Here is a 22,143-nt window from a genome sequence, read left to right as displayed (position 1 = left end):
GCTGGGTTGCGTTGCGATGTACCCGCCTCCGGCGGTTACCAGGCCACCTGCGGTGTCCCCCGATTCGAGCTCGCTGTAGGGTCTCGCTGCCAGTGGCACTTCGAGACGCCGCGAACTGCGGACTTGTTGCTTGTCTCACGGCGTGGCCACAGCAATCTGTCTCAAGACCGTGGCATTTCCTCAGCCACTACGAAGCGAGGCGGGGCCGTGCCGATGCCCTGGCCGCAACGGCGATCAGGACGCCCTGACACCCACACCGGGAGTGGGTGGCGATCCCGTAAGCGGATCCGTCACCGCCCTGCGCCGCCGAGAATCATCCCAAAAAAGGGGTGTCATTTTCGCTGTTCAGCGGGTGCAGAATTTGTTATCGGGTGTGCACGGTGCCGACGAGCCCGTAGTGAAGGGGCGGGCACAGCGCGATGGAGGGCAGGGACGTGGGCACCTCGGGCCCCCACACGAGAGCGGCCTGGTAGGGGAATCCGAAGAGCAGCTGGCACCCCATCGATACCTGGTGTGTGTTCACCGTCCCCGGGTCGCATGTCGACATGGCGCCGATGAGGAAAGTCTGCAGTGCACATCCACCCGGGACGGGCGGTGGTGCGGCGTGTGCGGGCGCCGCGGTCAGAGACAGGACGGCGACCGCCATGACGGCGACGAGCGCGAGACGCGGAAACCGAGACATGGGATCCTCCGGTGGTGCGGGCCCGACCCACGCTCCATTCTCGCAGGTCACGCAGGATCGTCTCGTCCCTTTCTACAAATTTCTCGCGGTGGCCGCGTCCGCTGCGCATGGGTTCGCGCGACAGTCCCAGCGAACGTCTGTCGGAACTGCGGCCGAGTCGTCGCCGCCTGTATCCGAGGAGAAGACCTGCTCAAGGCATCGGTGATAGTCCGGGGGCTGCATTTGCTGGTGTTCGGGCATTGCACATCGCACCCAAGTTCGCCACTTCCACGGCTTCATTGACTTTCAATTCCCCAGGCCAAGGAGGATCTGCCCAATTCGCGAAGGGCTGTGCGTTGCGTTCGTCGGCGACGACTCACTGACGCCCCGAACGATGAATCCCAATCCATCGCGGGGTGGGACACGGCACCGATTAGAACTGATTGAACCAGCGTGCAAACGGATTCCAGTACGCACCAGGGAAGAAATAGTCTGCGTCCAGTCCCGGCCAAAGTGGTAAGTCAAACAACAATCCGATCATCGCGACTCCTTAGAATTGATTCCACCAGTTGACGAACTGTAGTAAGGCAGACCACGGCCAATAGGTCACATCACCAATTCCATTGGGAAGGTCAGGCAGGTTGCCGATCATGATTGTCCTAGAACTGATTGAACCATCGGGCAAAGTCATTCCACAGTGGTGTCAGAGGCCATGTGTCATCGAAGAACGTGAACAGGTCAGGCAACCAGCCGATCATGATCCACCCCAGGTCTGCCAGACCATCATGAACCAGTTGGCGATAAAGCCAATCGTGCCTGAATGATCCCACTGATCCCATACATTGCCGCTCATGATGCACCACCGATCAGACTGAATAGTTGAATGATCCAGTCACCCACGATTGACCACGGCCATAGCCAGTTACTCATGACCCACCGCCGATGAACAGAGGCTCGATCAGTCTTCCTATCCAAAAGAACAGGTTGTACGGGAAAATGTCCCATGGTGAGTTTGGCATGATGTGCTCGTTACCAAGTTCCGTATCCGGTCATCCAGCCAGTCAGAAACCACACGACTTGACTGAACATGTCACCCATTTCCCTGGTGGGAAACCATGAGTACCAAACAGGGTCAGGACTTGGTGGTGACGCGCTGGCAGTACCAGCCACTAGGAACATCAACACAGCCGTCATACCGACTACTGCTGTGGCACGTGCCTTGTTCATACTTCTCCCCTAGGTCTCCGAGGAATCGTCAAATCCTGTGGATCGGGGGTCATCAGGCGACTTCGGTCTCCGGGCTGTCCGGTGACGGTTCCGGGGTGAGCTCGACAGGCCGTTCGAGGAGCTTGCCCTTGTGGAACAGCGCACCTGCCCGCACCAACGCCACCAGATGTGGGGCGTTGACGGCCCGCCAGCGGGCTTGGGCGGCCTCGATCAGCTTGTAGGCCATCGCCATCCCGGCCGCCCGCGACCCCGGCCCCTTGGTCACCTTGGTCCGCAAACGCACTGTCGCAAAAGTAGATTCGATGGGATTTGTCGTGCGTAGATGTACCCAGTGCTCGGCCGGATACCGGAAGAACTCGACCAGCACATCGGCGTCGTCGGTAATCTTCGCGACCGCCTTCGGGTACTTCGCGCCGTAATCGATCTCGAATGCCTTGATCGCCACCTGCGCCTTGTCGATGTCCTCGGCGAGGTAGATCTCCTTCATCGCCGCCAACGCACCAGGATGCGCGGACTTCGGCAGCGCAGCAAGAACATTCGCCTGCTTGTGGAACCAGCACCGCTGCTCCCGCGTTTCCGGGAACACATCCCGCAGCGCCCGCCAGAACCCCAAGGCACCGTCACCGACCGCGAGCACCGGGGCCCGCATCCCGCGCCGCCGGCAGTCCCGCAGCAGGTCCGCCCAGGATTCGGTCGATTCCCGGTACCCGTCGGCGAGGGCGACGAGTTCCTTGCGCCCGTCGGCGCGGACCCCGATCATCACCAGCAGACAGAGTTTCTCCTGGTCGAGCCGTACTTTCACGTGGATGCCGTCCACCCACAGATACACGTAGTCCGCCTGCGAGAGATCCCGCCGGGCGAAGGCGTTCGCCTCGTCCTGCCACTGAGTCGTGAGGCGGGTGATCGAGCTGGCCGACAAACCGGCGCCGGAGCCGAGGAACTGTTCCAGGGCGGGCCCGAAGTCGCTGGTGGACAGCCCGTGCAAGTACAGCAGCGGCAGCACCTCGGACACCTGCGATGACTTGCGGGCCCATGCCGGCAGGATCGCCGAGGAGAACCGCTCACGTTCACCGGTGTCGGGGTCGACGCGCTTGTCGTTGACCCGCGGCGCCTTCACCGCCACCGCGCCAGCGGCGGTGACCACCTCGCGCTCGGCGTGGTAGCCATTGCGAACCACCAGTCGGTGACCGTTGTCGTCGATCTCACCGGCATGCCGAGCGATGTAGTCGGCGACCTCCGCCTGCAGGGCTGCGGCGAGCATCTGCCGGGCGCCGTCACGGACGATCTCGTCGAGCAACGACCCGCCCACACGCGCTGCATCGTGGGTCTCGTTGGAGTCGTCGCTGCTGTCCACTACCGTGAGCACGGGCGTACCTTCCCGCCAGCGTTGGCGCGCTGGTCTTGATCAGAATCCTGTTTCGTCGAAGATCATCTTCCGGGAAGGTGCGCCCTCCCGGGATACACAGGTTCTGATCATTGCTCTAGGTCTCCCCGACCATGCCTCTTCATCGCTCAGAGTGTGTCCACCGTTACAGTCATCGTGCCTACTGGTGCCATCTGGTTATTGCATATGGGGCAGATTGCTTCATTGCTCCTCGCACTTTTCCCTTGCTTATCCTGTTCACAGAAGAACAGACCGTGAATGAACTAGTGGAAGAGCTGGAGGGTCCAAAGCGCTTCGATGTAGCAAAGCGGCTGTGGCTTTCCCTGAGAAACGCATCGCCAGTGATCAGTGCGGCAATGGGATCGGCATCGCTCTCGCGAATGCGTTGTTTCTAGTCTGAGATGCTGAAAACGGCGCTTACCTATTGGACGGCTGGCATTTCGAGACGTCGCGAACTGCGGACTTGTTGGTTGTCTCACGGCATGGCCACAGCAATCTGTCTCAAGACCCTGGCATTTCCTCAGTCACTACGAAGCGAGACGGAGCCGTGCCGATGCCCCTGCCGCGACGGCGATCAGGACGCCCTGGCACCCTCACCGGGAGTGGTTGGCGACCCCGTAAGCGGATCGGCTACATGCAGCAGGGTCGCTATCACCTGTCCTGTTGGATCGCTACTGTGCCAGGTGTGAGGGAACCGGTGCTGGATCGGCACGTCGACGTTGCACAGCTGTGGCAGCTAGCCAGTGAGGCGGCCCGGAAGGGCGAGAAGTGGGGGCAGCGCAAGAAGTCGGTGAGCGACGCCATGGTGACCTACTACGCCCAGCTGCGACGTGACAGACGCGGCGCGAAACGGTGGGTCGCCGAGGTCGTTGATCTCCTGGGATATTTCGATCTGTCAGCGGACTGGCGCGGAGTTGAGATAGGACTGCAAATACTCGACCAAGCTGACGGTGACATCACCGGTGCCGGTGCTGAGCTACAGCGGCTGGAGGTCGTGCCGGCTTCCTCGACGAAGAACTCTCTCTTCAAGAGCTCCTAGTAGGGCGGAGTCAGGCGAACCGCTGCGTTCGCGGCCAGGTGCGACGGCAGGTTAGCGTCGCTTAGGACACGGATCGAGAACTTCCCAAATAGCTAGGTCAGACTACGAATCGGGCAGTTCTGAGCCGGAATCCGGCCATCCTTCCCTCGCAAAGTTCTCCAGCCATTCGGGTGAAGCCATCGCAGTGAGGATCACTTCGAGCGATTCCGTGAACCGCTCGCCGAGGTCGCCCTCCAGCGCCGCCATGTCGGACATGTACCGCTGGCCGGCGAGCGACGCCGCCAGGACCCGGGTGAACTGCTCGGGGTCGGCGCCGGGGCGGAGCAGTCCGTCGCGCTGAGCGCGGATCGCGAACTCGTGCGCGGTCCGCCCCCAGAACTGCGAGCCGCCGGACTGTACGTCCGGATAAAACTCGAGTTCGACGATCAGCCGGAACTCGGCCCGGACGAGGACGCTCGAATGGAACAGCTTCGCGAGATCGAGAACGAAGCCGTGGAGGGCTTCGAACGGCCCGATGTCCGTGCGACGCGTCCACCGATCGGTCAGAGCAGAGAACTGCTCGATTCCGGACTGGAGGACGGCTCGGGCGAGTTCTTCCTTCGATTGGAAGTGGAAGTACATCGCCCCCTTGGTGGCGTTCGAGCCTTCGAGGATCGTGTTGAGCGGCGCCGCCGCATAGCCGCGCTTGGCGAACTCGATCGCGGCCGACTCCACCAGCGCAGCGCGAGTGCGTCGCGCGCGCTCCTGCTGACGGGTCATGACGGTGAATCCCTCTCCCAGATGTAGTAACCCCGCCTTTCGCCTTCCGGGACGAGCGTGGAGCCATACATAACAGTATCCCCGTTTTGAAAGAACCGACAGAGCAGTCTGTCGCTCATGGAAACCTTACTAGAACTAACCTGAAGACCTTTATGGAGTCGGAAACCGGACCGCTGCCGAAAATATTCACCGGCTCGTCCCGAGAGCCGGCCGTTGACCGGAACTCGCTGACCAGCGCCGTTCCGGTAGCCCCGTCCGGTGATGTTTTTGCTTTCGGGGCGTCAATCGGGACACCCCGAACGATCTGGATCACGCCGAAGATGGGCGAGTCTCACCACGGTGGCGGATCCGCCACCGGCCCGCCACTCGCCGTGAGATTCCGCCACCGCATTCGAGATCAGCCACGCCGCCACGTCGAATTCAATCTCACCCAATTGGCCAACTGGCCACTGAGTGGCCATCCCAGATGAAATTTGGCCACGAGTCTCGAGACCCTACACTCGCTGCGCTCCGCCGGAGGAAGAAGAGCATCGTTCTTTTGACCTGCTGGCCTTGGCGATCCTGATCGACGGCGGCCGGGGAACAACCCCTGGCGGCGCAAGCGCCGGCACAAGGCTCCGAGAAACTTTCTCCACCCGTACTCGCTTCGCTCCCAGGAGAAACTTTCTCGGCCCAGGGGTTGCACCCCGTCCTGATACCGCCGATCCGACTCTCCCTTGCCAGCAGGGCAAAAAGAACGATCAGGGGCCGCAGGTGCCTGGTCCCGAGCAGGGGAGTCTTCCGTTGAGCAACACCATCATTCTCGATTCCGTTTTCGACCCGTTCGACGTCGCACGCGTGATCTACACCGAAGTCGCCGTGCCGGGCGATCCGGGGTTCGACGACCTCGACACCGGTACCCGCACCGTCCTTCTCGGCATGGTCTTCGACCTCGACCAGGACGACCCGCGCATCCTCGCCGCACACCGGCCGGTGCACCCGGCCGATCTCGGCCTCACCGCCTGACCCCAACCACCTGATCACCGAAGGAGAACCCGATATGACCCGCAGCACCGAGACCATCACCGGCATCACCGTCGAAACCGACGGCACCTTGCAGGTCACCGACATGCGCGTGGACGACTTCTGGACCAGCCGCCGGATCGCGGACGGGCGCGGTGCGGCCCTGGACGCGGTCCGCGACTACCGCCTCGCCGCCTTCTCGATCGGCGGCAACGGAAGCCCCGGTGTGGCCTGCCTGCTCGCCGGAGCCAACCACCGCTTCGACCCACGCCAGCCCGAGAACCATGCGGCCCGCGCGATCATCGCCCGCTACGGAACAGGCACCGACACCCCGATCCGGGGCCGGGCCGTCATCCTCGCCGGATGGGAGAGCGACCCGCGACCGATCCTCGAGCTGGTCGCCCGCGAGCTGGTCGCGCAGATCAACGCCGACCTGTTCGCGGCCCCCCGGGCGCGGATGCTCCGGACCGCCTGACACCACCAAAGACCCACTGAGAAAAGGGAAACACCGGACAGCTGTTACCTGCCCGGTGTTCTCCTCTCACCCTAGGAGAGAGAACACCATGACCGCAAACATCACCGACACCGCCACCGCCGCCCACGCGGAACTGGTTTACCTGAACCCGGTCGACGCCGAGATCGAACCCAACACCCGCGACACCGTCGACCCGGTCAAGCTCGCCGAACTCACCGAATCGATCCGCGAACACGGCGTCCTCCAAGCGATCAAGGCCGTCCGCTACGCAGACGGCACCATCCGCGTCCGAGATGGCCAGTGCCGCACCCTCGCCGCCCGCGACGCCGGTCTGACCAGCCTGCCCGCCCTGGTCACCCCGGACACCGCCACCAGCGACACCGAACGCGGCATCGAGCGGATCACCCAGCAGATCGTCGCGAACGATCACCGCAACGACCTGACCGCTGGTCAACGCGCGGCCGGTGTCGCGCAGATGCTCGACCTCGGCGCATCAGTCAGCAAGGTGTCCAAGGCCATCCAGCTGCCCCGCGAGCAGGTCAAGGCACTCGCTACCGTCGGCGCCTCCGTCACCGTCCGCGAGCGCCTCGACCAGGGACAACTCACGCTCGAGCGTGCCCAGGTCATCGCCGAATTCGACATCGCCGGTGACGAGGACGCCGTCGCCGAACTGCTCTCCCCGCAGTGCTGGAACTTCCGAGCCACCGCCGAACGGCTGCGCCGGGACCGTGCCGAACGCGCTGCCCGCGCCGACGCCGCCGCCCCGTACGCCGAACGCGGCTACGTCATCCTCACCGAGGGACCCAGCATCGTCGAGCACATCACCCTCGACGACCTGCGCACCACCACCGGTGAGCCGGTCACCGCCGGACACACCACCACTACCCCCGCACTGTGGGGCGTGTGGGTCGACCTGGACGAAGCCTATTTCGACCGGGAAACCGGCGAGGAAGTCGATGGCGAGAGCGTGGACTGGTCGACCGAGGACGACGACGACGCCCAGCCCGAGGATGGCTTCCGGCACGTGAGCACCGTCGAGGCCCACCCGGTGTGGGTCCCGGAGTACGTCTTCCTCGACCCGGCCGCCCTCGAGGGCAGCGGATTCGAGCTGACCGAGACCTCCGCCGCCCTGCACACCACCCAGGTCGACGCCGCCAACGTCGATGCCGATGCGGCCGACCAGCAGGCGCAGGCCGTCGAGGCCGCCCGCCGCGAACGCGAACACCAGGAGGCCCAGAAGCAGGAGCGCCGCCGCGTGCGGGAATTGAACAAAGCCGCAGAGGCCGCTACCACGGTCCGCCGCGACTTCCTGCGCACCACCTTGCTCGCCCGCAAGACTCCGCCGAAGAACGCCGCCGCCTGGGTCACCGCCACCCTGGCCACCGACCCGCAACTCCTCGGCGAGTACCACGCCGGAGATCACCTGGGCGAGTTGCTCGGACTCAACGGATTCACCCACGGCAAGAACATCGCCGAGCTGGCCGACAAGAGCAGCGAGGCCCGCGCCCACGTACTCACCCTCGCCCTGGTCGTCGCCGCGATGGAAGGACGCATGGTCAAGGACGGCTGGCGGCACCACCCACGCGGAGCCGCCGCCTACCTCGACATGCTCGCCGCCAACGGCCACGAGCTGACCGACGTCGAGAAAGCCATCGCCGGACAACTAGACCCCACCGCCATCGACATCGACTGACCACCACCTGGGCCGGGGCGCAACACCAACGCCCCGGCCCACGGCCGGTCACCGCGAACAATCGCGGTCGGCCGCATCCCGCGCAGCCCAGCCCCGTCCCTCACCTCCCCGAGCGGGGCACGGGATGCGGCCGAACAGCGGCCACCACGGGAGCCACACACTAAGCGCACCCGGCCGCCGGCACCGAAAAGCAAAATTCAAATACGCCACGAAACGAACCTAAACGGATTCTTTCCTGCCGTTCCCGAAATTCTTCTACCGGGCCACGATCCAATCAAGGACGCGAAATAAGTAGACGCCCGCGGTCGCGTACTCCCTTATATCGAGCGACTGCTTATTTCACTTTCCCTTGACGTTCCGGTGTACCGGACAGAAGCGCGTCCAATACGAAAAGAAGGCGTACACCTGCAACGATAAGTGCAGGACACGTGCTCGGCGGATGTCGACCGACGGTACGAAAAAGTGTAGATAAACCGCTCGCGGGCCCTGCGAAAATAGTGCAAATAAAAGGCGGAATATCACCGTAAAAATCTTGGAATAAACGGCGAAATTCGATAAACTGAAACCACTGGAAAATGATACTCGAAGGGGAAATCATGACGGTCACCATTTACGCCAAACCTGCCTGCTTGCAGTGCGCCGCGACATACCGCGCTCCACGGGAAAGGATCGAACCGGCATGAGCACCGCACTCTCCGTCGTCCCCGGCACTCCCGAACGTGCCGATGTCGACCCGATTCAGCCCGAAGACTACGCAGATGACCTGCACAACGACGTCGAAGCGCTGTTCCTGTGCGCCCTGCTCTGGGCGCCGGCCGAAGCCACCACCCGGGCCGTCGACATCCTCGAGGCCACCGACTTCGAACGCACCACCCACCGCGAGTTCTTCCGCCTCATCACCCGCCTGATCCGCGGCGGCGCACCTCACAATCCGGCCATGGTCGGAGCCGCGCTCGAGCAATCCGGTCACCTCGCCGGTCACCACGGATCCGAACGCTCCCGCCACCTCGCCAACATCACCACCCTCGGCGCCGAACACACCGCCATCGACCATTACGCCCGCGCCGTCTTCAGCCAGGCCTACCGTCGCTCCTTCGCCGCCGCAGCCACCGCCCTCACCCAAGCCGCACAACAACTCCCCGAAGATCAGCTCTACGAGCACATGTGCGAAATCGGCCGCAGCCAACGCACCTTCACCGAACGCCTGGGCACCATCAAAGGAGGCACCCGATGAGCATCGACCACCCAGTCCACACCGACGACGAACGCGATGCCTTCCAACTCCACGAAACCGGACTCACCTGGTCCCAGGTCGCCCACGAAATTGGCTGCACTGAAGCCGCCGCCCAAGCCTTCGCCGCCGCCTACCGACAACGCACCGACACGGCCGCCGCCGAAACCCAAATCAGCCTGTTCTGACGACCCGATACGCCTGCTCACCACCACGCCCACGAAAGGACCCTCTTGCCGTGACCGGAGACCTCCAGGACCTACAAGGACGGGCAGAGGCCGCGTTCGTCGATGTCCTCGACCGGGCAGAAACCGCCATCCTCGACAACTTCCTGCGCGCACACTACCTCCGCACACTCACCGCAGACGCACACGATCACACAATCGGGTAGCCGGGCTCGAGCATCATGCCGAAGTCACGTGTCAGACCCTCCGGGGATGCTGTCACCACACGGCCCCTCCGAGAAAGGTCGACCCATGGCAGTGGCAGCACTCATCGCGATCGGTGCGCTACTGATCTGGGCATTCGGCTCCATCACCGCCCGACTCATCGGCGCCCTCATCATCTTCGAGGGACTGCTCCGCATCGGATACACCGGCGCCAGCCCACTCTCGGTCTCGATCCTGGCCACCGGAATCGGCGCATGGCTACTCGGACACTGGATATGGGCATACAAACACAGAACCTGGCGCACCCGACTCGCCCTCAACGCCTACAGCCTCCCCGGACTCCACCACCTCGCACCCATCGGAACGAACCACGCCCCACCGTGAAGTGGCTGGCATAGCGGTTCTGATCCACCTCGCCGTACAGGAGGAAGGTTGATGCAGCACAGCAAGTTCCCGCCCTTCGAACGGCCACCTGTACGTGATCGAATTCGACACCAGGTGGATCAAGGTCGGAAAGACCACCAACTGGCTACGACGCCGCAGCGACAACCTCGGGGAATACCGGAAGCTCGGCTTGACCGTGAAGACCCCATGGAAATCCTGCCTCCTGTCCAATGAAAGTCCAGACAACGGCTTTCAAGAAGCACGCCGAACTCCGACCGACGCGAGTTCAACCCGTTCCTACGCGGCATCCACCACGAGCGGACACGCCCCACTTGACCACAGAGGCACCGTGTAGCGCGAACTGTTCCAGCAATCAAGCCCGCGGACCTGGCATGCAATGATGCGAAGCGAAATTCGTACGCCACATCCAACAGGTTGCTGGCACAATTTTCGGAGAATGGCTGATGGGACGGTCGACAGTGACAGATGAGGCAAATGACGACGCTTCGGCAGTGGTCAGTGGCATGAAGCACGCTCTCGTCGCGTACGAGGTCTCTCTGTCAGAGCTTCGCAAACCTAAGATCACCCTCCCTCTAGATAATTTTGACGGGCGGGGGGCTTCGCTTATCCGCCTCTTCGCCACTTACGTGAATTCGATGCCTAAGGGACGTTTAGTCAAAAAAGATTCCCGTCACTTCGGGATGCCGCACGACGTCGAGACGGCTGGTTATACATATCGGTGCAAGATCGTCTCTGGCACATCGGGGATCTTTAGCGTCATCAAAAAGCCAGGCGATTCCGGGCCCGGCTATATGCGCACCGCCCAGGATATCGAGCAGATCAACTTCGCCGTGTACTTCGTTCAGCCGCCTGACGCACACGTAGGTTTCCTACTGGTTGAGACAGTCGCCGGACGCTCGGTCGGCCAGGCCTTCAGGACAATCTTCATCAACCTCTTCCGGGCTCAATATCCAGAGGTAATGATCACCATGGGGCGGACGGCGGAGGTTGACGCTTGGAAAGAGGCCGAAAAGGCTGGTCAAGCGGTGTCAGTGAAAAGCATCACCGCCATACACCGAGGAATCGACGCCAGCGCGATGCAGATGTTCGGCATCGGAGGAACATCTCGGAAGTTGGGCGAGTACCACCGCGTTCTCCGGTTCAAGGAAAATCCCGAATCGTCCGTGATTCTGAAGAAGATGCGCGAGCACTTCTTCCCACCGAGTAATGCGCTGCCCGTGGCCGATGGCACAGTGGCGCTCTCCGATGGTGACGACGGTGGACCTGACGAGGACGAAGCTAGCGAACTTGTCGCCGAGGTGTCCTATCCTGGCCGCAGGAGCCAAACAATCCGCGTCTCGGGGGCTCGCCCCCCGCTGATCACCTACCCTGTCAATCCGGTCGGCGCTGAGGACACCGACGCAGCATTCAAGCGGGCGTCGAAGGCCGTAGTAAAGAGCCTCGTGGAACAAACAGACTGTAAGCTGCCGCCGAAGTGGGAAGATAGGGCTTGGGACGACGCAGAAAATTTGCCGGTGTGGGAGGTGACCGAGTTTGCCCAGGATCCGGATCGCGCTACGTAACCTCGCGGACGATGCGGTCATTGACCTTCGCGACCAAACCACGGGAGCTGTTCGCTTTCGGTACGCGCTGACCTTGGTAGGGCTTCCCGTGGCTACGGGGGCACTTGCTTTCGTGTTCTGGCGCCATGAGTTGGAACCATCGAAGTGGTTTCCTGCAGCGGCGATCTTCGCCGGCGCGTTGATGGGCACAGTGTCGCTACTGTTTGGCAGGGTGAAGGACGTCGTAGCGGCACCGCGGCTAGAAGTAGGACGAGACCCAGTCTTTCAGGCGACGGTCGTCTTCAGGTCGGCGCTCTATGCAGCTCAGGTGGCGTTGTTCATTAACGCAGTACTGCTTGCAGTAACCGTGTTGCCGCCGGGCGGATTCACCGAGGTAGCAGGCTGCGTCGCCTTGGCTCTATTCGCGCATCTCGGAATCAAAGTCGCATTCCTACTCGTCGGGCTCCGCGCGCAAATGTTTGCGATAGCAGGCAGTCGGGCACAACAACCCCTTGCGCTCGTTCGCAATCGCCACGCTTCGTAAGGATGACTATCGTTGCTTTGCAGAATTGACAGACCCGCCTTCGACCGGATAGCAGGACATCGCGAGGTGGGCGTCGAACCGCACGGCTCAAGGAATTCTTGGAGGTTCTTTGAGCTCTGAGAGAGTGCCACACGCGGAACCGCAGCATCCGAGCGGGTGGCCTTCAACCCCTAACCTGGTACGAGAGCACTTGTCGCGTTTCGCTACCGTCTCTCTATGACCCTGCCAGCACCCAGCTTCGCTAGTCCGGTGGGTGAACGAATCCATCTGCGTGTGCCACCAGGGTTGTTAAGTTTCGCGCAGTTGAATTCGCGAGACCAGCGCCGAATGGACCGATTCCTGGATGAAAATGAGGAACTTCTCGCACCGGCAGTCACTGCGGTGTCCGGCCCCGCTGCACTCCGCCTGGATGTTGGCATTCCGTCAGGCAAATCGTTGCTCCAGCAGTCGAGTCTGGACATCCTTGCGTTCTCCCTCGCAGAGAGACTGAAACTGGCTGTCGACCGAGAGTTTGCGAGCATCTGGTGCACCAAAAGCACGCGGACTTTTCAACGGTCACGGTGGGGCCGGCGGTGCCGGTCTTGGCGCCAGTCCTGCAGGAGCGGATGGGTATCACGTCGCCTCTCACCGCGTGGCTGACCGACGGGATGGTGCTAGAGGCCGGTGTCCCATCCCCACCGGCGAGTTGGCCAGAAAGCAACGTTGGTGACGCGCCGCTCGTATGCAAAAGTCCAGTTCAAGGAAGAGATCCGGGACGCTGTTGCTGGGTTGATGCCCGTCCCGGATGGACCAGTTGCTCTCCATATCGCCTATGTGACCGGGTTACCGCGTACTTGGGCGAACCTGTGGAGGCTCACCATCAATGCGCTCGGCGGGCTGCTCGGTTTCCGCAACGCGTTAAGCCCGTGGGCTATAGACGACGGGCGCATAGTCCAACTTGCCCTGCATCACCGGTCAGTAGGTCCGTCGCTCGGCCACAGCGTACAGATCACGATTACCGCTGGACCGATTCTCCAAGGCCTGACGTAGGGTTGCAGAACGCTGTGCACAAACGTTCGTACCCTCATTGCTGAACGAGTCTGATGCATAGATCGCTGGTACAGCGGCGTGTTCAAATCAACGTCTGCCGGATCGAGACACACTCTTGGACTCGCCGGAAACACACAGACGAGCTGCCGAATAATCTCTGACCAAACGAACCCTGGTGGCTGTAGAACGCGTCATACCGGATTTTTCAACTGGATATCTATAACGAACGGTGGCATCTCAGCCGTGCCGGATCAGTTTCTGAGCCTGAGGATCGTAGACATAACCGACGATGTCGCCGGAGATGATCAGGTCAATCGCTTGGTCGATGACGTTGAGTGGGGCTACGAACCACTCCGATGGGTCGTAGCCGCGACCCTTGCGGTCGATCTGTGTGATGTCGAGCCGCACCTCGGCGAAGACTCGGTGGAGGAGATTTTCCAGCGCTGAGGCTTTCAGGTTGTAGGCGCGGTAGTTGGCCACCACGTCGACCGGGGCCATCAGATACGTCGGCGACTTCTCGGCGTTCTTGACCCGCGTCTCGACCGGTCCGCGTGAGAAGCCGATCTTGTGCAGGTGCTCGATGCTGGCGATCTGCGGGTCATCACTACGCGATCGGAGCACGTAGATGTAGCCGCTGACTTCGTCGTCGGTGAGGATCTCAGGCATCTCGGTCTGCTCGAGGATCTGGCCGTTTTCGTCGCTGAGGCGGATCGCGAGGGATTGGCGGTACATCGAGGACTCGGTGCCGTTCTCGAAGATGCACCGAAGCCGCTCGCGCTTGTTCTCGCGCACCGTCGACTTCTTGTACTCGGTCTCACCGACCTCGGCGATGAACAGCATCACCCCGTTGAGGACGAAGAACGCGCCGGGGAGGATGCGAGTCATACCGGGATACGGCAGGAGCTTGGACGTCCCCGCCCGAAGCTCGGCGTGTTTCTGCTTGAACAGGTGCTCGAACTGCTCGAAGTCCTCGGCTTTGTGACGGCGCGCGGCGTCGGTGCCCTCGTGGACCTGACGACGTACCGGCAGATCGGAGACATCCAGCAGACCCGAGTCATCGCCGAGAAGGTCGAAGTCATCACCCTCCAGCAGGTCATCGATTGACGCAGGAGCCTCAGGGGCGTCCAGCAGGCCGAACTCATCGAGTTGTTTGAGCGCAGCGATCTTCTCCTCGCTGGCAAGGATCCCGTCCAGACGTGCTCCCAGCTTGCGCTCGGCGATCTCTCGCGTTAGCGAGCTGGGGACCCGGCCGTGGGTACGCCGAAAGTCCACGATCTCGAGGAAGGCACGCTCCAAGCGATCGGACGAGGTGACTTTCTTCGGCTTCTCTGGGGCGTCAAGGAGGCCATCGAGATCGGAGTCGATCAGCAACTGGATGTCGACCGCAGGATAGGAGAAATCCACTGGACCGAAGTCTTCGCTGTTCGTCATGACTCCTCCACTGTCTGCGTGGCTCGTTGCTCGGCGAGGTGTTGGTGCTTGCGTTTCTGCAAGTACAGCAACGCCTCGGCGTAGCGCTTCTCGGTCGGATCCTCCGAGCGAACGTCTGGCTTGCGGTCATTAACCTTCGCCCACTGCTGGATCTTCGGGAACAGCGCGAACGCCTCCTCATCAGTGAACTCGACCCGGGTAGCGGTGATCGCGTCGGAGATGATGCGCAGCACCGACGGGGTCACCGACTTCGACATCACCTCGAAGGCACGCTGGAACGGGTTGACCGAGTCGATGAGGTTGATATTGATGTCGTCGATGTTGACGAACTTCTCCGACATCTTGATGAACCGCTTGTCACCGACCTCGCGGACCTCGCCGTTCTTGATCACCGAGTCGACGACGACCTGCTGGCGCAGCTCCTCCACCTGAGACTCGTCCAGATCGGGGTACCGCTCGCGGATGATCTTCGGGATCAACACCTTGTTCGTCGTCTCGGGATCCACAGAGCCCGCCGCGGCCTTCGCGAAGGTGTCATCTTGCAGGATCGTCGCCTTGAGGTCGTTCAGGTCGGTCTTCACGATCTGCTTGACCCGCTCGGTGGACGGCTCCTTGAAGCCCTTGATCGTGATGACACCAGGCGGGGGAGCCCCACCCTCGCCGGGGTGCTTCGTCTTGAAGGTGAAGTTCTGCGCCAGCACCTGCTCCATCAGCAGCGAGGCCGTGATGGCCTTGAGCATGTTGTTCACCGACACCTTGACCTCGCCCTGGGAGGCATCCGGTTCGGCGATCAGATTGGTGAACTGGGCGTGCTCCTTGCCGGGGGAGTCCCGGGTGACACGGCCGATGATCTGGATGACCTCGGTCAGCGAGGCACGATAGGCGACCGTGAGCGCGTGCTCCGCGAACGGCCAGTCGAAACCCTCCTTCGCCATCCCGAGCGCGACGATGACGTCCACCGCGTCGCGGTCCTTCGACGCGACGGTCCCGAGATAGTGCAGGGTGTCGGCGCGTTTCTTCTGGTCGGTGTCGTCGACGAGGTCGGCCACCCGCAGGATCTCGCCCGTATCTGACCGACGGATGCTGATGATCCCTGTGTCCGGGTCGGTGTCCTCGACTAGGCCGATCGAATCGATGATGAACCCGACTTCCTCGATCTTGTCCTTCGTGGACTCACCCGAGTTCACGTTCGGGATGTGGATGATCGTCTTCTTGTCCAGGTCAAAGACCTCGCCGATCGCATCGGTGTAACGGCCCTGGTAGAAGTGATGGCCGATGCCGAGCGAATGCAGATACTGGTAGCCATTGAGCTGGTCGTAGTAGTTGAATGTGACCGGAGTAAACTTCGCCTCGTCCTCGGCGGAGAGCACCGGCACCGAATCGCCCCGGAAGTACGAGCCGGTCATTGCCACGATGTGCACGTCCGAGCCGTTCATGACGTCGCGCAGCAGCGCGCCGAGCCGACTCGCCTCGGTGTCGGCGGACACATGGTGGAACTCGTCAATCGCCAGCACCGTGCCGTCGAATGCAGCTGGGGAGAGTTTCTCGAACGCAAACCGCAGCGTCGCGTGGGTGCAGACCATGATCGCGTCGGGACCGTTAAGGAAGCCGATGAGTGCCCCAACCTTGCCCTGCGAGGAACCGGGGTCGCAGAGGTTGTGTTCGGGCTTGACCTCCCAGTCGGCGAAGAACCCGTGCTCGGTCAGCTTCGTCGACGTGAACGACGCCCCGATCGACCGTTCCGGCACGGCGACGATGACCTTCCTGCGGTCCTGGTTGTAGAGCTTGTCTAGCCCCACGAACATCAAGGCCCGTGACTTCCCGGAGGCCGGCGGAGCCTTCACCAGCAGGTGCTGAGCATCGCGCTTGACGAAGACGCGCTGCTGCATCTCGCGCATCCCCAACGCGTCGGTGTTGACCGACGCACCCGTCCGGGCGTAGGTCACATCGACGATGTTGACCGGCTTCTTGATCGCGTTCAATTCCGAGCACTCCTCGTCTTCTTAGCCGGAGCCTTGGCAGCCTCCTCGGCAGTCATCGCTTCATACATAGCGAACAGGTCCGACAGTCTCTGCTCGTCGGTCTCATACCCGCGCTTGGAGTAGAGCGAGTCCACCAGCGCATCGATCTCTGCATGTGCTTCGCGCAAGTCGGCAGGCATCAGGTCCGGGTCGTACAACTCCGCGAGAGTCCTCTCACAGTGATACTCGCGTACGTCCAGCACACGCAGTGCCGCGGCGGTCAGCCGCTCTTTCGTTTCTTCGGAGAGGGACGGGACGGGAAAGTTGTTGTAGACGATCGAGTTCGAATATCGAATGCGAGTCTCATGCTGTCCGCCGACCGCCTTCGTCCAGACCATATGCGTCCTCGACGTCATCAGAGCGAACGCCCAGGGCTCGGCATCGTAGGCAGCAAAGGCCAGGTCGGAGATGACCGTGTCAGCGTCCATGTAGCCAAACGGAATGTAGTCCCTTCGTTCCGATGACACCTTCGGAGCGAAAATCGACTCTGTCCGCTTGTAGCTGATCTGTACGAAGCGATGGGGTCTTGATGCGTACGCAGACGTGCTGTCTGCGTCGCTGTGGCGCCGCTCCTCGCTCACCCGAGCGAAGCGGCTCGCGATAGCGGGCACCGCAGCCGCCTCAGTAGCTCGATCGTCCTCGACCCACAGGCAGTATCGGTCAACCCCATCAACAAACTCTGAAGTGCCGATGTACGACTTGATGAAGTCTCCTGACCGCGGGTCCTCGGTGAGCATCCTGCGCCGGTCGTCTGCTGTCAGAACCAGTCCCTTCGCTCGAGGCATCGACCCGATCACCATCGCTGGAAGCCCTTGGCCGAGTGGTTTCTTGCGACGCGCGATGAAGACGTTGGAGCCGTCGGCGAGATACCCATTTATATTCGTCGCCTCCAGCCGAATGCTATCGGAGTAGATGTACTTCGGGCCGCGTCGAACGTTCCGGAGACTGATGACTGCTACCGTCACCCCAGCATTCCGCTTGGCGTTGTTTTCCCACTTGAAAGACGTGTATGCGTAGCCGATCTCCAAGCCAGCTTCGAAGAGTCGCGGAAACATAAGCCCGACGTGTTCGCCCTGGGCGACGGAGTTGGTGGTGACGAACGCGAGCTCTGCCGGGGTGCCTTGGATATAATCCGCTCCCTTGGTGAACCACAGCGCGATGTAATCCAAGTTTTTCGAGTACGAACGGTTCCCGAAGACGTGCGGGAAGTCCGCCTTCATGTCCTTGGTCTGCGTCTTCGCGCCCTTGTACGGAGGATTCCCGATCAGGTAGATCTCCGACTCCCCCTGGTTGGGGCACACCTCGTTCCAGTCGACCCGGGTAGCGTTTCCGGCCTGGATCCTCCCGGTCTCCTTGAGCGGGATCAGCGGGATCGAGACGTTGAACTTTTCTTTGAACTCGGTGTTCATCTGGTGCTTGGCGATCCAAAGGGAGAGGATCGCGACCTCGACGGCGAAGTCGTCGATCTCGATGCCGTAGAAGCTTTCGATGTTGATCTTCGACTCAGCGAACAGGACCTGATGCTTGGGATCGAGGTCGGCGAGCCGCTCGAGGATCGCGTGCTCAAGCTTGCGCAGCTCCTTGTAGGCGATGACCAGGAAGTTCCCCGAGCCGCAGGCGGGGTCGAAGACCTTGATCGCGCTGATCCGTTCCAGGAGTTGTTCGAGCTTCTTGACGGAGTCAAATCCTGTGTCGAACTGTTCCTTGAGTTCGTCGAGGAAGAGCGGCTCGATGGTCTTGAGGATGTTCGGTACCGAGGTGTAGTGCTGGCCCAGGTCGGAGCGCTTGCCGGGGGTGACGATCGCTTGGAACATCGACCCGAAGATGTCCGGGTTGATCTCGCGCCAGATCAGGGATCCGGACTCGATCAACTGTTGCCGGGCCTTGTTCGTGAACTTCGGCACCACGACGTCAGGCGTCATCTTGAAGAGACGTCCGTTGACGTATGGGAAGCCAGCCAGGTAGCGGGGCTTATCGCCGGGTTCGACCGTGTCGAGCGCGGCGAACAGGTCGGTGAGGAACTCGGCAACGTCCGAGCCGTCGGCATGGGTGTGCGATCCGATGGCGTTAGTGAATTGGTTCTCCTCGAATATGCCGGTGTCCTCGGCGAAGAAGCAGAACAGCAGGCGAGTGAAGAACACGTTCAACCCGTGCCGGCCGTGCGGCCGGTCGAGCAGGTCTGGGTTCGCACTCAGCAGCTCGTCGAAGAGCTTGCCCATGCGCTCGGCCGCCTTGACGTCGGCGTGTGCTTCTGCGACGTACTGTGCCTTTTCCATGCCGGCCCAGGGCAGGAAGAACGTGAAGTGCTGGTCGATGTCCCGGATCGGGATCATCAGGTTCTCGCCGGTCTTGGTGTCGACAGCGAGGAGCTCGGAGAAGTCGGTGACGATCACGAACCGGGTGCTGTACCGGACGACCGTCGGTGAGGTCCGCAGCTCCTCGATCACTGCGAGCGGGTCTTTGGTCGTCTCCTTGAAGTAGACGACGTTCTTCTGAGCAACTTCGGTCTCAGGGTCGTCCGCGACGTTGAGCGAGCCCTTGCGCAGGCGTGTGACGTTGCCCTGCGGTTTCCCGTAGGCCAGGAGCAGATCGAAGATGAACTCTCGGTCGTACGAGTCGCGACCGCCAAGGGGTGAAACTCGCTCCTCAACGGCCTTCAGGTTGAGTCTTGCCATGCTTCCCCACTTCTACGCCGCTTGCTCACCGAGGTTTGAGCCGAGATTATCCGACCGTCGCCATCGCAACGGCCGCACCGCGCCCGAGTGTGCGGTGTCGCCCGCGTACGGGGTAGCTACGTGCCAAGGGCAACAGGTGGCCGCCAGTTGTTGGACCCGCCGGGCTGGATACGACCATGCCGTCGACGCACTCGATCCCGCTGACTTCCAGCAGCCCATTCACCGAGAGCTCTACACCGTCATCGCCGGCCTGGTCCGCTCCGGTGTTCCGCACGATCGCACCATGGTCGGCGCCGATCTCGAACGTACCGGCAAGTTCGCAGGCCACCGCGGACGCCAACACTCCCGGCACCTCGCGAATATCACCACCCGCGGAACACCGACCACATCGCCCTCGATCACTACACCCGCGCCGTCATCTCGCAGGCCTACCGGCGTAGCTTCCGCGCCGCCGCCGAATCCCTCGCCCAAGCCGCCGAGCGACTTCCCGAGGACCAGCTCTTCGAGCACATGGTTGCTCTCGGCCGCCACCCAACGTCTCGCCAACCTCCGAGGAGCAGACCAGTGACCATCCACGCCGCCAACCCAACCCATGACGACGAATACGACGCCTGGCAACTGCATGAGAGCGGACTGCCCTGGGCGCAAGTCGGCCGCGAGATCGGCTGCACCGAATCCGCCGCACGCGCCTTCGCCTACCAGCAGCGCACCGACGCCGCCGCCCACGAGGCCCAGATCAGCATGTTCTGACAAACCCCCGCGGCACACTCACACCGGAGCGCCATGTCCACCGACTACTTCCCAGGACGCACATGAGCATCGACCACCACGGACACCCGGGTGACGGCGAACTCGCACTCGAACCACCATCCTCGACACATTTACAGGGCACTTGCCCTGCACACCGACAACATCGGCGGAGGAAGTTTCGCCAGCGCCCTAACTTTCGACCTCACTGATCAAGCTGCCGAAGGGGACCCAATTGCCCTGTGGGGTGACATCGGCCGCAAAGCTGCCCACCGTCTTCCTTGGCCCGGATTTGCTTTCCCGCGCAAGAACTTCAAGCGAGACTCCTGAGTCCACCGGTTCCACCGTAAAGCTCGGCAGCGCGATTCCAGGGCTAAGGGATACGGTCGACGGTGGCGGCGCGGGTAAGTCGCCCCGCACTACCCTCACCCCGACGTCCCACAGGTTTCGGGTACCACGCCCGGTGATGGTCACATTGACGTGAGAAACCCATTCCGCGGTGCCACGCCGAGTCTGTGGAGAAAAGACCCGGGCGCCTCTGACCGGCTTGACCTCGATGTCTACTGCTCCTCCTTCATGGGCACGGCGCAACAGCTCGCCGCGAACGAGTGCGGTTAGCGCGATGCAGACGCTCACGATCGAGATCACTACGGGGACCCATGGCATGACGCAAACTTACGGGTAGCGCCCGTAGTCACGTGGTGGAGGGCGTGCGAGGAACCTCGATATCCCTGACGGAGCCTGCTTCCAATACGAGTTCGATGGTATCAGGAATTGTGGATCCATCATTTGCGCAGGCGTCCAGGCCGCAGAAAAGCACAGTGTTCTTACCAGGGCACTGAGTGCTGTTAAAAACAAGGCCGTGCACTGGGTACGCGGTTTCAAGGCGGAGGTATTCGGTGAAAATTTGGGTGGGCACATAGTCAATATGCTCGCGGCCGTCTAGGACGATCGGCTGGGCCAGATCCTCAGCAAACTGACGTAAAAATGAAATCATGTAATATTCTTCGCGGGCATCTCCATTAAAAGAACTGGGCAGTTCCGGCAATCGTGAAAGGTTTATAACCATATTGTCTTTTACGGTCCTGAACTTGCCAACGAGAGCGTGGGTTGTTTTCCTGTGTGCGCTTATTTCGGCCAGGGCGGTGTCATAGGAGTCGCCTCCATAGAACATTGAGATGCCGGCGGGGCTCATTCGATTTGCGGCAGCCGGACAACTTGCTGACATCCTGCTCTAACTCGAACATCCGGCCACGATAGAGTTCTGAACCTTTGCCAAGCTGGCGCCAAACATCGTCGATCTGGAAGAGGATCTTGGTGAGCCTTTTGAAGAAGTCCACAACTGAAATATCTTCGGGATCGTATTCGCTTTCCTTTTCATCTGTCATAAACAAGAATCGAGTGTTTCATACTTTACTTTCTCTTTAAATCGACTCCCTGGCTGGTTTCGTAGAATAGTTCTACGGCGATTGCATCTGAATCAAAATGTTCTATCTTGAAGTCCCCATCTTCGAAGGGTGTGCCTTCGTCATTCGCCCTTCGATAGTGAAGATGAACACCGACCATGAACCCGGACATAAAATCGTCAAAAGCTGCCGCAATGGGTTCCCCATCATCCGTTCCCATAGCGGGGCAGAAACTACACGCCGCCTCTAAAGCGTAATCCTGGATGTGTTGCTTCAGCGCCTCATCAGGAATGTGGTCAGGGCATATGGCCTTCCCGCTTGAGACGAAGCCTCTGGTCGAATCCTGTAGTTGCTGTTCCTTCGCAAATCCCATGGGGAGGTGCAAGCACACTAAACCCACTGCACCGACCAAGTTTGGTCGGTGTCGGTCGGAACTTTCCCGTGCGGCGGTCGATCGCGGGAATTTCCATGACGGAGGTCCCGA

General features: G+C 61.5%; 20 protein-coding genes. 11 read left to right on the top strand and 9 right to left on the bottom strand.

Annotated features, from left to right (window positions below):
- Positions 1 to 364: 364 nt before the first annotated feature.
- The gene (locus GFS60_RS32265) at positions 365 to 682 is read right to left on the bottom strand and encodes a hypothetical protein (protein WP_159928348.1); all 318 of its coding nucleotides are present in this window, start codon (positions 680 to 682) and stop codon (positions 365 to 367) included.
- 1,258 nt (positions 683 to 1,940) lie between these two features.
- A complete protein-coding gene (locus GFS60_RS32260; protein WP_159923567.1) occupies positions 1,941 to 3,254 on the bottom strand; it encodes an IS256 family transposase in 1,314 nt (437 codons plus the stop codon).
- Positions 3,255 to 3,957: 703 nt separating this feature from the next.
- Between GFS60_RS32260 and GFS60_RS32255 the strand changes: the two genes are divergently transcribed.
- Complete coding sequence (locus GFS60_RS32255; RefSeq protein ID WP_159928346.1) at positions 3,958 to 4,311, top strand: hypothetical protein; 354 nt, start codon at positions 3,958 to 3,960, stop codon at positions 4,309 to 4,311.
- 102 nt (positions 4,312 to 4,413) lie between these two features.
- On the opposite strand, the gene GFS60_RS32250 is transcribed toward GFS60_RS32255, so the two are convergent.
- Positions 4,414 to 5,070 (bottom strand): TetR/AcrR family transcriptional regulator, encoded by a 657-nt coding sequence (locus GFS60_RS32250; RefSeq protein WP_159928344.1) that lies wholly within the window; start codon positions 5,068 to 5,070, stop codon positions 4,414 to 4,416.
- Between the two features lie 783 nt (positions 5,071 to 5,853).
- Between GFS60_RS32250 and GFS60_RS32245 the strand changes: the two genes are divergently transcribed.
- The 8 genes from GFS60_RS32245 (at position 5,854) to GFS60_RS32210 (ending at position 11,827) form a co-directional block, all read left to right on the top strand.
- Complete coding sequence (locus GFS60_RS32245; RefSeq protein ID WP_159928342.1) at positions 5,854 to 6,075, top strand: hypothetical protein; 222 nt, start codon at positions 5,854 to 5,856, stop codon at positions 6,073 to 6,075.
- Positions 6,076 to 6,109: 34 nt separating this feature from the next.
- Positions 6,110 to 6,547 (top strand): hypothetical protein, encoded by a 438-nt coding sequence (locus GFS60_RS32240; RefSeq protein ID WP_159928340.1) that lies wholly within the window; start codon positions 6,110 to 6,112, stop codon positions 6,545 to 6,547.
- Positions 6,548 to 6,635: 88 nt separating this feature from the next.
- Positions 6,636 to 8,240 carry a ParB/RepB/Spo0J family partition protein gene (locus GFS60_RS32235; RefSeq protein ID WP_159928338.1) on the top strand — a complete coding sequence of 535 codons (1,605 nt, stop codon included), beginning with the start codon at positions 6,636 to 6,638 and terminating at the stop codon, positions 8,238 to 8,240.
- A gap of 679 nt (positions 8,241 to 8,919) precedes the next feature.
- Positions 8,920 to 9,474: a DnaB-like helicase N-terminal domain-containing protein gene (locus GFS60_RS32230; protein WP_159928336.1), complete on the top strand. Its 555-nt coding sequence runs from the start codon at positions 8,920 to 8,922 to the stop codon at positions 9,472 to 9,474.
- Positions 9,471 to 9,659, top strand: coding sequence for a hypothetical protein (locus GFS60_RS32225; RefSeq protein ID WP_159928334.1), 189 nt, complete (start codon positions 9,471 to 9,473; stop codon positions 9,657 to 9,659). Before GFS60_RS32230 ends, GFS60_RS32225 begins: the two co-directional genes overlap by 4 nt.
- Positions 9,660 to 9,709: 50 nt before the next feature.
- The gene (locus GFS60_RS32220) at positions 9,710 to 9,862 is read left to right on the top strand and encodes a hypothetical protein (protein ID WP_159928332.1); all 153 of its coding nucleotides are present in this window, start codon (positions 9,710 to 9,712) and stop codon (positions 9,860 to 9,862) included.
- A gap of 85 nt (positions 9,863 to 9,947) precedes the next feature.
- Positions 9,948 to 10,244, top strand: coding sequence for a hypothetical protein (locus GFS60_RS32215; protein ID WP_159928330.1), 297 nt, complete (start codon positions 9,948 to 9,950; stop codon positions 10,242 to 10,244).
- A gap of 524 nt (positions 10,245 to 10,768) precedes the next feature.
- Positions 10,769 to 11,827, top strand: a complete 1,059-nt coding sequence (locus tag GFS60_RS32210) for a hypothetical protein (protein WP_159928328.1) — start codon at positions 10,769 to 10,771, stop codon at positions 11,825 to 11,827.
- Between the two features lie 1,789 nt (positions 11,828 to 13,616).
- Here the strand turns inward: GFS60_RS32210 and GFS60_RS32205 are convergent.
- Genes GFS60_RS32205 through GFS60_RS32195 form a run of 3 tightly spaced genes read right to left on the bottom strand, consistent with a single transcriptional unit; the run spans position 13,617 to position 19,506 of the window.
- Complete coding sequence (locus GFS60_RS32205) at positions 13,617 to 14,810, bottom strand: GIY-YIG nuclease family protein (protein ID WP_159928326.1); 1,194 nt, start codon at positions 14,808 to 14,810, stop codon at positions 13,617 to 13,619.
- The gene (locus tag GFS60_RS32200) at positions 14,807 to 16,792 is read right to left on the bottom strand and encodes a DEAD/DEAH box helicase (protein ID WP_159928324.1); all 1,986 of its coding nucleotides are present in this window, start codon (positions 16,790 to 16,792) and stop codon (positions 14,807 to 14,809) included. Before GFS60_RS32200 ends, GFS60_RS32205 begins: the two co-directional genes overlap by 4 nt.
- Positions 16,789 to 19,506, bottom strand: a complete 2,718-nt coding sequence (locus tag GFS60_RS32195) for a DNA methyltransferase (protein ID WP_159928322.1) — start codon at positions 19,504 to 19,506, stop codon at positions 16,789 to 16,791. The genes GFS60_RS32200 and GFS60_RS32195 overlap by 4 nt, the downstream gene beginning before the upstream one ends.
- A gap of 136 nt (positions 19,507 to 19,642) precedes the next feature.
- Here GFS60_RS32195 and GFS60_RS32190 point away from each other — a divergent pair, with 136 nt between their 5' ends.
- Positions 19,643 to 20,074, top strand: a complete 432-nt coding sequence (locus GFS60_RS32190; RefSeq protein WP_236603603.1) for a DnaB-like helicase N-terminal domain-containing protein — start codon at positions 19,643 to 19,645, stop codon at positions 20,072 to 20,074.
- The gene (locus GFS60_RS32185) at positions 20,071 to 20,256 is read left to right on the top strand and encodes a hypothetical protein (protein ID WP_159928320.1); all 186 of its coding nucleotides are present in this window, start codon (positions 20,071 to 20,073) and stop codon (positions 20,254 to 20,256) included. The genes GFS60_RS32190 and GFS60_RS32185 overlap by 4 nt, the downstream gene beginning before the upstream one ends.
- Before the next feature lie 691 nt (positions 20,257 to 20,947).
- Here GFS60_RS32185 and GFS60_RS32180 read toward each other — a convergent pair.
- Genes GFS60_RS32180 through GFS60_RS32170 form a run of 3 tightly spaced genes read right to left on the bottom strand, consistent with a single transcriptional unit; the run spans position 20,948 to position 22,032 of the window.
- A complete protein-coding gene (locus GFS60_RS32180; RefSeq protein ID WP_236603663.1) occupies positions 20,948 to 21,427 on the bottom strand; it encodes an RES family NAD+ phosphorylase in 480 nt (159 codons plus the stop codon).
- Positions 21,402 to 21,641 carry a hypothetical protein gene (locus GFS60_RS32175; RefSeq protein ID WP_236603602.1) on the bottom strand — a complete coding sequence of 80 codons (240 nt, stop codon included), beginning with the start codon at positions 21,639 to 21,641 and terminating at the stop codon, positions 21,402 to 21,404. The genes GFS60_RS32180 and GFS60_RS32175 overlap by 26 nt, the downstream gene beginning before the upstream one ends.
- Positions 21,642 to 21,666: 25 nt before the next feature.
- Positions 21,667 to 22,032 (bottom strand): hypothetical protein, encoded by a 366-nt coding sequence (locus GFS60_RS32170; RefSeq protein ID WP_159928314.1) that lies wholly within the window; start codon positions 22,030 to 22,032, stop codon positions 21,667 to 21,669.
- Positions 22,033 to 22,143: the final 111 nt, after the last annotated feature.

Origin of the sequence: Rhodococcus sp. WAY2 (assembly GCF_009859915.1) — a bacterium.
In the GTDB taxonomy this organism is placed as follows: Bacteria; Actinomycetota; Actinomycetes; order Mycobacteriales; family Mycobacteriaceae; genus Rhodococcus_F; species Rhodococcus_F oxybenzonivorans.
This window is presented reverse-complemented; position numbering and strand designations above follow the sequence as displayed.